This window comes from Methylobacterium soli (genome assembly GCF_008806385.1).
GTDB lineage: Bacteria > Pseudomonadota > Alphaproteobacteria > Rhizobiales > Beijerinckiaceae > Methylobacterium > Methylobacterium soli.
Genome location: NZ_VZZK01000005.1, coordinates 180,946 through 194,485 on the forward strand (window position 1 = coordinate 180,946; position 13,540 = coordinate 194,485).

Consider the following 13,540-nt stretch of genomic DNA (forward strand, 5'->3'; position numbering starts at 1 on the left):
ATGCGCCACGAACTCGATATCGGCGGTGTCCTGTTCTCGCCCTTCGTCGCCTACGCGGGGATTGCGTTCCTGATCATGATCGTCCTGCGCTTCGGCTTCGCCCGGATCCGGTTCAGCCGCTACGTCGCGAACCCGCCGCTCGCCGAGGCGGGGATCTATGTCTGCATCCTCGCCCTCCTGGTGGCCTTCCTCTGATGTCCGACGCCAAGATCGACAGCCGCCAGACGGCTCCGAACGCCGCGCGCGAGAGCGGCCGGACGCCGCCGACGGGGCCCGACGCCGACACGGCCCCGCCCGCCAAGCCGGTCCCGCCCGCCAAACCGGCGGCCCTGGCGAAGGCGGATCTCGCTGATCCGCCGATGCTGCCCGGGCGTCGGCGCCTGCGGGCGGCCCGCATCCTCCGGCTCCTCGCCACCTTCGTGATCCTGGCCTGCGCGGTCGTCGCCGCGACCTTCGTCTGGAGCTACTACGTGACCGCGCCCTGGACCCGTGACGGGCGGGTTCGGGTGCAGGTGGCGAGCGTCGCGCCCCAGGTCTCGGGCCAGATCGTCGCGCTGCGCGTCACCGACAATCAGACGGTGCGCAGGGGCGACGTCCTCTACAAGATCGATCCGTTCGACTTCGAGGTCTCGATCGCCTCGGCGGAGGCGGAGCTGAAGAACCGCGAGGCCGATCTCGACGTGAAGCGCACGCAGGCCGCCCGGCGCGAGGCGCTGACGACCCTCTCCACCTCCGTCGAGGAGAAGCAGCAATTCCTCGGCACCGCCAAGATCGCCGAGGCGGCGCTGGAGAGTGCCAAGGCGCAGCTCGCCCAGGCCAAGATCAACCTCGAGCGCACGGAGGTCCGTTCCCCGGTCAACGGCCGCGTCACCAACCTGCTCCTGCGCAACGGCGACTACGCCACCAGGGGCAGCGTCAACATCGCGGTGATCGACACGGATTCCTTCTGGATCGACGGCTATTTCGAGGAGACCAAAATGTCCCACATCCGGGTGGGCGACACGGCCGAGGTGGCGCTGATCGGGTTCGATCCGCTGATCCGCGGCACGGTCGAGAGCATCACCCTCGGCATCAGCACCCCGAATGCCGCCCCGAGCACGCAGGGGCTGCCCGCCGTCGACCCGATCTATACCTGGGTGCGCCTCGCCCAGCGCGTGCCCGTGCGCATCCGCATCGATGAGGTGCCGGCGGGCATCACGCTGGTGGCCGGCATGACCTGCACGGTGTCGGTGGGCGAGCGGGGCGCGCATTTCCAGGATTGGCTCATGGCGATGCGCCGGCGCTTCACCGGCGCCTCCGCGCCGCCGCCGACCCAGTGAGCCGGGCCGAACCTCGGAGAAAATTTGGCATCGCAATAAAATTCGCGCAAATGCCTGGAAACACAGAGGTGCGCCGCGAAAAGCAACCGGCCGGCGCAATCGATGCAAGCTTCACTGCATTTTCAGTCTTGACGTCGTACGAATACGCTCGCAGGCTACGCATGTGCTTCGTAGGAACTGGATTTCACGAAGCGCATGGGGCTCCGAGACGATACATGCGCGCGTCTGCGGACCTGTGCAAAGCTGCAGGAGACAGGCATGACTCCACCTCAGCAGGATGCCGCGACCAGGGTCTAGGGACCGGTTCGGCCCAAGACCCAGCGGGTAGCACGCGAACAACCGGACGGAGGCGGCTCCAGGGGCGCAGAAGCGGCCAGCACGGCACGACTTCGAACACGCGACAGGCCCCATTTCAGCCGCTTCCGCCGCGGATCGCGGCGGAGCCCTGAGGCTTCCGTCGAATCTCAGGCCGGGAACCTGTCCGCCCCCTCGCATGCGCGAGCCGGGGCTTTTAGCTTGCGCGGCCGCGGCTTACGCGATCCCGAGTTTCGCCTTGAGCAGGGCATTGACGGCGGCCGGATTGGCCTTGCCCCCCGTGGCCTTCATGGTCTGGCCGACGAACCAGCCGAGCAGCGTCGGCTTCTCCTTCGCCTGCGCCACCTTGTCGGGGTTCTTGGCGATGATCTCGTCCACCGCAGCCTCGATGGCTCCCGTATCCGTGACCTGCTTCATCCCGCGCGTCTCGACGATCTCGCGCGGGCTGCCGCCCTCGGTCCAGACGATCTCGAACAGGTCCTTGGCGATCTTGCCCGAGATCACGCCCTCGCCGATGAGGTCGACGACCTCCCCGAGCTGATCGGCGGAGACGGGCGTCTCCTCGATTCCCTTGCCCTCCTTGTTGAGGCGGCCGAAGAGCTCGTTGATCACCCAGTTCGCCGCGGCCTTGCCGTCGCGCCCGCGGGCCACCGCCTCGTAGTAATCGGCGGAGGCGCGCTCGGCCACGAGCACGCCCGCATCGTAGGCCGAGAGCCCGAAGGCGGAGACGAAGCGCGCCTTCTTGGCATCGGGCAATTCCGGCAGGCCCTCGGCGAGGCGGTCCACATAGGCCTGGTCGAATTCGAGGGGCAGCAGGTCCGGGTCGGGGAAGTAGCGGTAATCATGCGCCTCTTCCTTCGAGCGCATCGAGCGGGTCTCGCCCTTGCCCGGGTCGAACAGGCGCGTCTCCTGGTCGATGGTGCCGCCATCCTCGATGATCGCGATCTGCCGGCGCGCCTCGGTCTCGATCGCCTGCCCGATGAAGCGGATCGAGTTGACGTTCTTGATCTCGCAGCGGGTGCCGAGCGGATCGCCGGGCTTGCGCACCGAGACGTTCACGTCGGCGCGCAGCGAGCCCTTCTCCATGTCGCCGTCGCAGGTGCCGAGATAGCGTAGGATCGTGCGCAGCTTGGTCACGTAGGCGCGCGCCTCCTCCGACGAGCGCAGGTCGGGCCGCGAGACGATCTCCATCAGGGCGACGCCCGAGCGATTGAGGTCGACGAAGCTCTGGGTGGGATTCTGGTCGTGCAGCGACTTGCCGGCATCCTGCTCGAGGTGCAGGCGCTCGATCCCCACTGTGATCGACTCGCCATCGGGCAGGTCCACCAGCACCTCGCCCTCGCCGACGATCGGGTCCTTGTACTGGCTGATCTGGTAGCCCTGCGGCAGATCCGGGTAGAAGTAGTTCTTGCGGTCGAACACCGAGCGCAGGTTGATCTTGGCCTTGAGGCCGAGGCCGGTGCGGACGGCCTGGGCGACGCATTCCTCGTTGATGACGGGCAGCATGCCGGGCATCGCCGCGTCGACCAGGGAGACGTTGTCGTTCGGCTCCGCCCCGAAGGCCGTGGAGGCGCCCGAGAACAGCTTGGAGCGGCTGGTGACCTGGGCGTGGATCTCCATGCCGATCACGACCTCCCAATCGTGAAGGCCGCCCTTGATCAGCTTCTTCGGGTTCACGGGTGCGTTCATGGTCGTCCGGGCTTGAATCTGGCGGGTCTGGATCTGGCGGGTCTGGATCTGAAATGGCGTCGCGGACCGGTCCGGCCGCTTCGCCTCGCCCCGCAACGCATCCGGGACCCCGGATGGGAGCGGCCGAGCCTCTGATCCGCCAGTTACGGGGCGGCCGCCCCGCCGGTCAAGCGTGCGGCCTGATCAGCCGCCGGGCCGTGAAGCCCGCGATGGCCCACAGGAGCGCCCCCACCGCGCGGACGGGAAAGAAGGTCGGCAGGTCGTGCCCGATCGGGGCCGGCCAGGGCAGCCCGAGGCTGCTCAGGGCCCAGGAGGCCAGGACCGCGACGGCGAAGCCGATGATGGCCGCGATCACCACCTTGCCGAACTGGCTCGCGGTCCATCCCAGATAGACCGAGACCAGGATCAGGATCGGGTCGAAGGCGGCCCAGATCCAGACCGTCCAGGGATAATAGGGGACGCTCACGCCCACCAGGCCCCGGGCAGCTTCGTGCGCCCGGCGGCCTCCTCGATCACCTGCGCGGTGGCGAACAGGGTCTCCTCGTCGAAGGGCCGGCCGATGAGCTGCAGGCCGAGCGGCAGACCCTGCGCGTCGAGGCCGGCCGGCACGGCGATGCCGGGCAGGCCCGCCATGTTCACCGTCACGGTGAAGACGTCGTTGAGGTACATCTCCACCGGGTCCGCGCTCGCCTTCTCGCCGATGCCGAAAGCGGAGGACGGGGTCGCGGGCGTCAGGATCGCGTCGACGCCCGCCGCGTAGGCCTGCTCGAAGTCGCGCTTGATCAGGGTTCGGATCTTCTGGGCCCGCACGTAATAGGCGTCGTAATAGCCCGCCGAGAGCACGTAGGTGCCGATCATGATGCGACGCTTCACCTCGCGGCCGAAGCCTGCCGCGCGGGTGTTCTCGTACATGCCGGCGATGTCCTTGCCGGGCACCCGCAGGCCGTAGCGCACGCCGTCGTAGCGGGCGAGGTTCGAGGAGGCCTCGGCCGGCGCCACGATGTAGTAGGCCGGCAGCGCGTAGCGCGTGTGCGGCAGCGAGATCTCGACAATCCGGGCGCCCGCGGCCTCCAGCCACCTGGCGCCCTCGTCCCAGAGCTTCTGGATCTCGGCCGGCATGCCCTCGACCCGGTACTCCTTCGGGATCCCGATGGTCAGGCCCTTCACGCCCCGCGAGACGGCCGCCTCGAAATCCGGGACGGGCAGGTCGGCGCAGGTGGTGTCGCGCGCATCTGGCCCCGCCATGGAGCCGAGCAGGATGGCGCAGTCGCGCACCGTGCGGGCGATCGGGCCGGCCTGGTCGAGGGAGGAGGCGAAGGCCACCGTGCCCCAGCGCGAGCAGCGCCCGTAGGTCGGCTTGATGCCGACCGTGCCCGTGAAGGCGGCGGGCTGGCGGATCGAGCCGCCGGTGTCGGTGGCGGTGGCGCCGAGGCAGAGGCGGGCGGCGACCGCCGCCGCCGAGCCGCCGGACGAGCCGCCCGGGACGATCGGGGTTTCCGACAACGCCCCGTTCTCCCGGCGGCGCCAGGGCGAGATCACGTTGCCGTAGGCGCTGGTCTCGTTCGAGGAGCCCATGGCGAACTCGTCGAGGTTGAGCTTGCCCAGCATCACGGCGCCGTCGCGCCAGAGATTGTGGGTGACGGCCGATTCGTAATGCGGCTCGAAGCCCTCGAGGATCTTGGAGCCCGCGGTGGTGACGACGCCGTGGGTGCAGAACAGGTCCTTGATGCCGAGCGGCAGGCCCTCGAGGGGGCGCCCCTCGCCGCGCGCGATCTTGGCGTCGGAGACCTCTGCCATCGCCAGGGCGCGCTCGGGCGTCTCCAGGAGGTAGGCGTTGAGCGCCCGCGCCTTCTCGACGGCGGTGATGTGCGCCTGCGTCAGCTCGCGGGCCGAGAAGGTCTTGGCCTTCAGGCCGTCGCGCGCCTCGGCGAGGGTGAGTTCGTTGAGTTCGGTCACGCTGTTCGTCCTCAGCCGCCCTGCCGCCACGCGGCGGGCCTGCCCGTCCCTGGGGAACGGGCGCGTCGCAAGATGCCGGCCCGAAGGATCCGGCCGCAGAGGGGGGCTACTCGACCACCTTGGGGACGAGGAAGAAATGGTCCTCGGTCTCGGGCGCGTTGGCCACCACCTCCTCGGCGCGGCCCCCATCGGTCACGACGTCGTGGCGCTTCTTCATCGCCATCGGGGTCACGGAGGTCATCGGCTCGACATCGGCCACGTCGACCGTGCCGAGCTGCTCGACGAAGGCCAGGATCGCGTTGAGCTCGCCCTGGAGGGGGGCCACGTCCGCCTCGCTCACCGCGATGCGGGCGAGATGCGCGATGCGCCGGACTGTCTGTGCGTCGACCGACATGCTGTCCTGTTCGTCCCGCGCGCTGAATGAGGTCAACCGCCGGCCCGGAGGCTCGGCGGCGGTTCGGCGCGCTATAGCATCGGCGTTCCCGCCGCCGCAACGCGTCAGGTGACGACGTGGTTCGGGGTCACCGACATCTCGATGGTGATCCCGGGCCGGCTGAAGCGATGCTCGGCCTGCGCGAAGCCGAAGATCAGGATCTCGAAGGCGAGGAGCAGCATCAGCTTGTGACGCCGCGGCATCGGCGGGCGCGGTGCCTTGGCGGCCGCGATACCGACGAGGGCGGACGCCGGCACCGCGCGGCGCGGCGCGTCGCCCGGCAATGCGCCTGGAACGACGAGACGGAGATGCGGGGCTTCCCGCATGGGCGTGCTGGACATGGTGAGGGCGCCCGGGACAGGGTTAACGAAACGTTAAATGCGACTATGGCTGAAACGCACCGGCCCGGACCAGATTAACCTCCCGTTAGGGTTAACGGCGGGCCGGAGCGCGGCCGAGGCCCAGGAGTGACGGGATGTGGGATGGGGTTTTCGCCGAGTTCCGCCGCGGCTTCGCCTCGAGCGAGGCCGAGATCGCGCGGGCCGAGGCCGAGCTCGGCTTCCGGCTGCCGGATTCCTACCGCAGCTTCTGCGAGGCCTGCGGCGCAGGGCGCACCAACGATCATTTCCGGATCGCCACCCCCCTGCCCTTCGAGCCCGCTGACCTCGTAACCCGCGCCAACCTCATCGCGCTGAGCGTGAGCGAGGCGCTCCGGGCGCTCCGGGCGAACCCGGACTTCGCCGATCAGCCGATCCGCTTCGAGATCGAGGGCGGCGACGAGGCCATCCTCGATCGGGCCTGCTTCTTCGGCGAGGGCGAGGACGGCGCCTTCCTGTTCTGGGACGTGCAGGGCACCGGCGAGTACGACATCTGGGTGATGGGCGCCGATCTCGAGAGCATCCGCTTCGGGGGCGAGACCCTGGTGGATTTCGTGCGGGCGACGCAGGGCGCTAAGATCCACACCATCCTGGGGCTCGCCGCCACGCCCCTGCCCTCCCGCTTCGACGGGATCGACGAGGCGACCCTGGCGCGGGCGGTCCGACCGGACTAAAGACCGGGCCCGGCGGCGTGAGGATCGGCAGATGGGTTCGAGGACAGCGCGCGACGGGCGGTCCCGCCCGTGAATGCCGAGGAGATGCGCGCCTTCGCGCAGGCCTCGCAGGGCGGCCCGCGCCTGATCGGGGTCGACCTCGGCACCAAGACCATCGGCCTCGCGCTCTCGGATGTCGGCCGGCAGATCGCCTCGCCGCTGGAGACCATCCGCCGGGTGAAGTTCACCCCCGACGTCGCGCGCCTGCGCGCCCTGTGCGAGCGGCACCAGGTCGGCGGCCTCGTCTTCGGCCTGCCCCTGAACATGGACGGCAGCGCCGGCACGCGGGTGCAGTCGACCCATTCCTTCGTGCGCAACATGAAGCCCCTGCTCGGCTTGCCGGTGCTCTACTGGGATGAGCGCCTGTCCACCGCGGTGGTGACCCGGGCGTTGATCGAGGCGGATACCTCGCGGGCGCGCCGCAGCGCCCTCGTGGACAAGCTCGCGGCCGCCTACATCCTGCAGGGCTGCCTCGACGTGCTGCGCGGATTGACCGAGCCGGAGACGGACGACGCGGAATATTAGCGCCGCGGGCCTAGGTCATCAGCGAGACCGCGCCGTTGCCGTGGCGCTCGATCCGGCCATCGAGTTCGAGTTCGAGGAGCGTCGTCTGCACCGCGCGGATGCTGAGACCGGTGCTGCGCGCGAGCTCGTCCGTGCCGATGGGCGTCGGGCTCAGGGCGGCGATGAGGCGGCTGCGCCCGCTCTCCGGCTCGGCAGACCCGGACCTTTCCGCCTCCGCCGCCTCGGAATCCGGGTCGTCGAGGCTCGGAGCCGGCACCGGGAGCGGGCTGCCGTCGAAATCGGTCTCGTCCCAGAAGATCGGCTGGTCGGCGAGGTCCGGGCGGTCGAGGGCGAGGCCGGGGCCGGCGATATCCGCCTCGGCCACCAGGGGCGCCAGCACCGCGAGGACGTGATCGACCTCCGCCACCAGGGTCGCGCCCTGGCGGATCAGGTCGTTCGTGCCCTCCGCCCGCGGGTCGAGGGGGGAGCCCGGCACGGCGAAGACCTCGCGGCCCTGCTCCAGGGCGAAGCGCGCCGTGATGAGCGAGCCGGAGCGGCGGGCTGCCTCGACCACGACGCTGCCGAGGGACAGGCCGGAAATGATCCGGTTGCGCCTGGGGAAGTCCCTGCCCCGCGGCTCCCAGCCCATCGGCATCTCGGCCACGACGGCGCCCCCCCGGTCGAGGATCTCGGCGACGAGCGCGGCGTGGTTGGCCGGGTAGATCCGGTCCTGGCCCCCCGCCAGGACCGCGACGGTGCCGGTCCCGAGCGCCGCCTTGTGCGCGCGCGCATCGATGCCGCGGGCGAGGCCCGAGACCACCACGAGACCGGCCTCGCCGAGGCCGCGCGCGAGACGCTCCGTGAAGGCGAGGCCCGCGGCGGAGGCGTTGCGCGAGCCCACGATCGCGACGGCCGGCCGGTGCAGGACCATTGCCTCGCCCCGGATGACGATGAGGGGCGGCGCCGTCTCGGTGGCCTGAAGCGCCTTCGGATAATCGACCTCGCTCAGGGCGACGAAGCGGGCCTTCAGCTTGGCGGCCGCCGCGATCTCGGCCTCGGCGGCGGCGCGGCTCGGGGGCTGGACGCGCTTTCCGCGCGCCCGGGTGAGGTCCGGCAGGGCCGCGAGCGCCGGGCCCGCCCCGCCGAAGCGGTTGACCAGGCCCCGGAAGGTGCGCGGACCGATGCCCTCGCAGCGGATCAGCCGGAGCCAGTCGATGCGCTGATTGTCGGTGAGCTGCATGGCCCCTCCCCCGAAAGGCCGTCGAGCCGATCCGTCCTGCGGAATCGATTCTTAGCATCGGGGTGGGATAGGACCCGATCACGTTCGCCGGAGCGGGCGCGGTTCAGCCCTTCTGCCCGATCCGCCCCTCGGTCCCGTCCAGCAGCCGGCGGATATTGGGCGCATGCTTCCACCAGAGCAGGGCGGCCAGGACGAGGAACAGCAGCGCGGTGCGCGGCTGGCCGAGGGCCCAGAGCAGGGCCGGCGTCGCCGCCGAGGCCACGAGGGCCGCCAGCGACGAGTAGCGCAGCGCGAAGGCGAGCCCGAGCCAGAGGGCCGCGAAGGCCAGGACCGCCAGCGGGCTCAGCGCCAGCAGAACGCCGATGAACGTGGCCACGCCCTTGCCGCCCTTGAAGCCGAGCCAGGCCGGGAAGAGGTGCCCCAGGAAGGCGCCGAGCCCGGCCACGAGGGCCGTGTCGTCGCCGAAGCGGCTCGCCAGCAGCACCGCGGCCGTGCCCTTCAGGGCATCGCCCAGGAGCGTCGCGGCGGCGAGCCCCTTGCGGCCGGTGCGCAGGACATTCGTCGCGCCGATATTGCCCGAGCCGATCGCCCGCACGTCGCCGAGACCGGCAAAGCGCGTGAAGATCAGCCCGAACGGGATCGAGCCGAGGAGATAGCCGCCGACCAGGCAGGTGGCGAGGATCGGCCACGCGACCGTGGCAGGATCCATCACGCCACCTCCGCGAAATCGTGGGCCCGGTGGACGATGCGGCCGGCGACGATCGTCAGCACCGCCGCGCCCTGGAGCCGCGCCTCGTCGAAGGGCGAGTTCTTGGAGCGCGACCGCAAGGTCCGCTTGTCGAGCAGATAGGGCACGTCCGGATCGATCAGAACGAGGTCCGCCGGCGCGCCCGCGGCCAGGCGGCCGGCCTCGCGCCCCAGGATCTCGGCGGGGCGGGCGGAGAGCGCCCGCAGGAGCTTCGGCAGCGCGATGTCGCCGGTATGGACGAGGCGCAGGGCCGCGCCGAGCAGCGTCTCGATGCCGAGCGCCCCGTCGGCGGCCTCGGCGAAGGGCAGGCGCTTGGTCTCGACGTCCTGCGGGTTGTGGTCGGAGACCACGACGTCGATCAGCCCCTCGTCGAGGGCCGCGACCACCGCGAGCCGGTCGGTCTCGTGCCGCAGGGGCGGCGAGAGGCGGCAGAAGGTGCGGTAATGCCCGATATCGCCCTCGTTGAGGACGAGGTTGTTCACCGAGACGCCGCAGGTGACAGGCAGGCCGTCCTGCTTGGCGCGCCGCACGATCTCGACCGAATCGGCGCAGGAGATCATCGCGGCATGGTAGCGGGCGCCGGTGAGCCGCGCGAGGCGGATGTCGCGCTCGAGCATCACGGTCTCGGCCTCGCGCGGGATGCCGAGGAGCCCGAGGCGCGAGGCCATCTCGCCCTCGTTCATCACCCCGTCGCCGACGAGGTCCGGCTCCTCGACATGCTGGATCAGCAGCGCGCCGAAATCCCGCGCGTAGGTCAGGGCCCGGCGCATCACCTGCGCGTTCGTCACGGCCTTGAGCCCGTCCGTGAAGGCGACCGCCCCGGCCTCGGCCAGCAGGCCGAACTCGGTCATCTCGTGGCCGGCCAGCCCCTTGGTGATGGCGGCGGAGGGCAGGACGTGGATGCAGGCGGTGTCGCGGGCGCGGCGGAGCACGAAATCGACGATGGCCGGCCCGTCGATCACCGGGTTGGTGTCGGGCATGCAGACCAGCGTCGTCACCCCGCCCGCCGCGGCCGCAGCGCTCGCGCTCGCGAGGGTCTCGCGGTGCTCGGCGCCGGGCTCGCCCACGAAGGCCCGCATGTCGACGAGGCCGGCGGTCAGCACGTGGCCGGCGCAATCCAGGATCTCGGCCCCCTCGGGGGCGCCGGGTGCGGCGTCCCAGGCGATGTCGGCGATGCGGCCCTCGCGCAGGAGCAGGTGGCCGCGCCCCTCGCGGCCGGCGGCCGGATCGATCAGGCGGGCATTGGTGAGGAGGAGCGGGCGCAGGGACATGGGTCTCACAGGGACATGGGTCTCACAGGGACACGGGTCTCACGCGTTGGGCAGGTGCGTCGCCAGGGCCTCCAGCACCGCCATGCGCACGGCGACCCCCATCTCGACCTGCTCGCGGATCAGCGACTGCGTCCCGTCGGCGATGTCGGAGGCGATCTCGACGCCCCGGTTCATCGGGCCGGGATGCATCACGAGCGCGTCGGGCCTGGCCAGCGCCAGCTTGTCCCGGTCGAGGCCGAAATAGCGGAAATACTCCTTTACGGAGGGCACGAAGGAGCCGTTCATGCGCTCGCGCTGAAGGCGCAGCATCATCACGATGTCGCAGCCGGCGAGCCCCGCGCGCATGTCGGTGAAGACCTCGACGCCGAAGCGCTCGATTCCCGTCGGCAGCAGCGTCGAGGGGCCGATCACCCGGACCCGGGCGCCCAGCGCCTGCAGCAGGATGATGTTCGAGCGGGCGACGCGCGAGTGGAGGACGTCGCCGCAGATCGCCACCTGCAACCCCTCGATCCGGCCCTTGTTGCGGCGGATCGTCAGCGCGTCGAGGAGCGCCTGCGTCGGGTGCTCATGGGCGCCGTCGCCGGCATTCACCAGCGCGCAATCGACCTTGCGGGCGAGGAGATGCACTGCCCCCGCCGCATGGTGGCGCACCACGATGATGTCGGGCCGCATGGCGTTCAGGGTCGCGGCGGTGTCGATCAGGGTCTCGCCCTTCTTCACCGAGGACGAGGCCACCGACATGTTCATCACGTCGGCGCCGAGGCGCTTGCCGGCGAGCTCGAAGGAGGATTGCGTCCGGGTCGAGGGCTCGAAGAACAGGTTGATCTGGGTGCGCCCGCGCAGCGTCGTGCGCTTCTTCTCGACCTGCCGGGAGATGTCGACGGCGGCGTCCGCGCGCGCGAGCAGGGCCTCGATATCGGGGCGCGACAGGCCCTCGATGCCGAGCAGATGGCGATGCGGGAAGCTCGGAGACTCGGGCGCGGTCATGCTGAGGCCGGGCTATAGGTCGCGGGCTCCGCGACCGCAAGGCTCGCACCGGTTGCAGCCCCACAAACTCGTGAGCGGGCGACGGCTGGCCGGAGGGCTGGCGCGCGACAGGTTAAGGCGTAACCTCGGTCCGGGCACACGCCCTGGTGCGGGCGACGCGGCCCAGACCCGTGGTACGCGAATCCGCGACCCTTGACCGCGAAGGACGACGATTCCCTTGGCTCACGCATCCGCCCCCGCAACTTGTCCGGGCGACACCATCGACCGGGCGGGACGGCGCTGGACCTTCCGGCATCCGCTGGTGATCCGCCTCGCGCACTGGATCAACGTGGCCTGCCTCGCCATCCTGCTGATGAGCGGGCTACAGATCTTCAACGCCCATCCGGCCCTCTACTGGGGCGCCGCCTCGACCTTCGATTCGCCGGCTCTGGCGATCACAAGCGACCAGGATGCCAAGGGCGACCCCCGCGGCATCGTGATGATCGGCGATCGCACCTTCGACACGACAGGCTGGCTCGGCCTCTCGAAGAACGCGGGCGTGCTGTCCGAGCGCGCCTTCCCGTCCTGGACCACGCTGCCCGCCGGGCAGGATCTCGCCACGGGGCGGCGCTGGCACTTCCTGTTCGCCTGGGCCTTCGTGATCAACGGGATGATCTACCTGCTCTACGGGCTCGGGAGCGGGCAGCTGCGCCGCCGCGTGATCCCGGACGGCGACCAGATCCGCGACATCGGCGGCTCGATCCGCGAGCATCTGACCCTGCATTTCCCCGAGGGCGAGGAGGCGCGGCGCTACAATGTCCTGCAGAAGCTGACCTATCTCGTGGTCGTGGCCCTGCTCCTGCCCGTGATGGTCCTGGCCGGGCTCGCCATGTCGCCCGCGATGGACGCGGCCTTCCCGCTCCTGACGCAGGTCTTCGGCGGGCGCCAATCGGCCCGCAGCGTGCACTTCATCGTGGCCAACCTCCTGGTCCTGTTCGTGATCGTGCACGTCGTGCTCGTGCTCGTCTCGGGCTTCTGGAACAACATGCGCGGCATGATCACCGGCTGGTTCACCATCAAGGCCGGGCCGGCCCGCGCGAACGACATCTCGGGAGCCGTCCGGTGAAGCCGATCATCCCCCATCGCCGGCGCTTCCTGACGGCCGCCGCCGGCCTCGTCGGGGCGGCCGTCCTCGGCGGCTGCGACCGGCTCGCCGGGACCGCCTTCGGGCAGCGCGCCCTCAAGCTCGGCGAGGACGCCAATCTCTACGTGCAGCGCCTGCTGCTGACCCCGGCCTCGCTGGCCCGCGAATTCCCCGAATCCGCGATCTCGGCCTATTTCAAGCCGAACGGCACCATCGACCCGCCGGACAAGGGCTACAAGGCCCTCGCGGCCGAGGGGTTCATGAGCTTCCGGCTGGAGGTCGGCGGCCTCGTCGAGCGCCCGCAATCGCTCAGCCTGGACGAGATCCGGGCGCTTCCCGCCCGCACCCAGATCACCCGTCACGATTGCGTCGAGGGTTGGAGCTCGATCGGCAAGTGGACGGGCGTCCCCCTCGCCGACCTGCTCCAGCGCGCCGGGCTCAAGCCGGAGGCGCGCTACATCGTGTTCCACTGCGCCGACACAATGGAACTCGCCGGCGGCGGCCTCGAAGGCCAGGACGGCGAGGCCAAAGGTGGCGAGGCCAAGGAGGGCGAGACGAAGGAGGGCGAGGAGGCCGGCACGCCGATTCGCTACTACGAGAGCATCGACCTCACCGACGCCTATCATCCGCAGACGATCCTGGCCTACGCGATGAACGGCAGGACGCTGCCGGTGGAGCACGGCGCCCCCTTGCGCCTGCGGCTGGAGCGCCAGCTCGGCTACAAGCAGGCCAAGTACGTGATGCGCATCGAGGTGGTGGACGCGCTGGCCCGCTTCGGCGACGGCCAGGGCGGCTACTGGGAGGACCGCGGCTACGAGTGGTACGCCGGAATCTGAGCGCCGCCGCCTCCCCGATCCATTCCGGC

At 70.4% G+C, this 13,540-nt stretch carries 15 protein-coding genes; 6 read left to right on the forward strand and 9 right to left on the reverse strand.

Annotated features, from left to right (window positions below):
• The gene (locus tag F6X53_RS06915; RefSeq protein ID WP_150998708.1) at window positions 1–195 is read left to right on the forward strand and encodes a DUF1656 domain-containing protein; all 195 of its coding nucleotides are present in this window, start codon (window positions 1–3) and stop codon (window positions 193–195) included.
• Complete coding sequence (locus F6X53_RS06920) at window positions 195–1,319, forward strand: efflux RND transporter periplasmic adaptor subunit (RefSeq protein WP_373875905.1); 1,125 nt, start codon at window positions 195–197, stop codon at window positions 1,317–1,319. Before F6X53_RS06915 ends, F6X53_RS06920 begins: the two co-directional genes overlap by 1 nt.
• A gap of 531 nt (window positions 1,320–1,850) precedes the next feature.
• Here F6X53_RS06920 and gatB read toward each other — a convergent pair.
• The 5 genes from gatB to F6X53_RS06945 all read right to left on the reverse strand — a co-directional run bounded on the left by gatB (window position 1,851) and on the right by F6X53_RS06945 (window position 6,053).
• Window positions 1,851–3,323 (reverse strand): Asp-tRNA(Asn)/Glu-tRNA(Gln) amidotransferase subunit GatB, encoded by a 1,473-nt coding sequence (gene gatB / locus F6X53_RS06925; RefSeq protein ID WP_150998711.1) that lies wholly within the window; start codon window positions 3,321–3,323, stop codon window positions 1,851–1,853.
• A gap of 166 nt (window positions 3,324–3,489) precedes the next feature.
• The gene (locus F6X53_RS06930; protein WP_150998714.1) at window positions 3,490–3,789 is read right to left on the reverse strand and encodes a hypothetical protein; all 300 of its coding nucleotides are present in this window, start codon (window positions 3,787–3,789) and stop codon (window positions 3,490–3,492) included.
• Window positions 3,786–5,279: an Asp-tRNA(Asn)/Glu-tRNA(Gln) amidotransferase subunit GatA gene (gene gatA / locus F6X53_RS06935; RefSeq protein WP_150998717.1), complete on the reverse strand. Its 1,494-nt coding sequence runs from the start codon at window positions 5,277–5,279 to the stop codon at window positions 3,786–3,788. Before gatA ends, F6X53_RS06930 begins: the two co-directional genes overlap by 4 nt.
• A gap of 106 nt (window positions 5,280–5,385) precedes the next feature.
• Window positions 5,386–5,673: an Asp-tRNA(Asn)/Glu-tRNA(Gln) amidotransferase subunit GatC gene (gatC, locus tag F6X53_RS06940; RefSeq protein ID WP_150998720.1), complete on the reverse strand. Its 288-nt coding sequence runs from the start codon at window positions 5,671–5,673 to the stop codon at window positions 5,386–5,388.
• Between the two features lie 104 nt (window positions 5,674–5,777).
• The gene (locus F6X53_RS06945) at window positions 5,778–6,053 is read right to left on the reverse strand and encodes a hypothetical protein (RefSeq protein WP_150998723.1); all 276 of its coding nucleotides are present in this window, start codon (window positions 6,051–6,053) and stop codon (window positions 5,778–5,780) included.
• A gap of 134 nt (window positions 6,054–6,187) precedes the next feature.
• Here F6X53_RS06945 and F6X53_RS06950 point away from each other — a divergent pair, with 134 nt between their 5' ends.
• A complete protein-coding gene (locus F6X53_RS06950; RefSeq protein WP_150998725.1) occupies window positions 6,188–6,763 on the forward strand; it encodes an SMI1/KNR4 family protein in 576 nt (191 codons plus the stop codon).
• 69 nt (window positions 6,764–6,832) lie between these two features.
• Window positions 6,833–7,327, forward strand: a complete 495-nt coding sequence (gene ruvX, locus F6X53_RS06955) for a Holliday junction resolvase RuvX (RefSeq protein ID WP_150998728.1) — start codon at window positions 6,833–6,835, stop codon at window positions 7,325–7,327.
• Window positions 7,328–7,337: 10 nt separating this feature from the next.
• Here ruvX and dprA read toward each other — a convergent pair whose 3' ends face one another.
• The 4 genes from dprA to F6X53_RS06975 form a co-directional block, all read right to left on the reverse strand.
• The gene (gene dprA / locus F6X53_RS06960) at window positions 7,338–8,546 is read right to left on the reverse strand and encodes a DNA-processing protein DprA (protein WP_150998731.1); all 1,209 of its coding nucleotides are present in this window, start codon (window positions 8,544–8,546) and stop codon (window positions 7,338–7,340) included.
• Between the two features lie 103 nt (window positions 8,547–8,649).
• Complete coding sequence (gene plsY / locus F6X53_RS06965) at window positions 8,650–9,255, reverse strand: glycerol-3-phosphate 1-O-acyltransferase PlsY (protein ID WP_150998734.1); 606 nt, start codon at window positions 9,253–9,255, stop codon at window positions 8,650–8,652.
• Window positions 9,255–10,565, reverse strand: a complete 1,311-nt coding sequence (locus tag F6X53_RS06970; RefSeq protein WP_373875821.1) for a dihydroorotase — start codon at window positions 10,563–10,565, stop codon at window positions 9,255–9,257. The genes plsY and F6X53_RS06970 overlap by 1 nt, the downstream gene beginning before the upstream one ends.
• Window positions 10,566–10,604: 39 nt before the next feature.
• Window positions 10,605–11,552 carry an aspartate carbamoyltransferase catalytic subunit gene (locus F6X53_RS06975; RefSeq protein WP_150998737.1) on the reverse strand — a complete coding sequence of 316 codons (948 nt, stop codon included), beginning with the start codon at window positions 11,550–11,552 and terminating at the stop codon, window positions 10,605–10,607.
• 217 nt (window positions 11,553–11,769) lie between these two features.
• Between F6X53_RS06975 and F6X53_RS06980 the strand changes: the two genes are divergently transcribed.
• The gene (locus tag F6X53_RS06980; RefSeq protein WP_191970726.1) at window positions 11,770–12,657 is read left to right on the forward strand and encodes a cytochrome b/b6 domain-containing protein; all 888 of its coding nucleotides are present in this window, start codon (window positions 11,770–11,772) and stop codon (window positions 12,655–12,657) included.
• A gap of 5 nt (window positions 12,658–12,662) precedes the next feature.
• Complete coding sequence (locus tag F6X53_RS06985) at window positions 12,663–13,511, forward strand: molybdopterin-binding protein (protein WP_150998868.1); 849 nt, start codon at window positions 12,663–12,665, stop codon at window positions 13,509–13,511.
• Window positions 13,512–13,540: the final 29 nt, after the last annotated feature.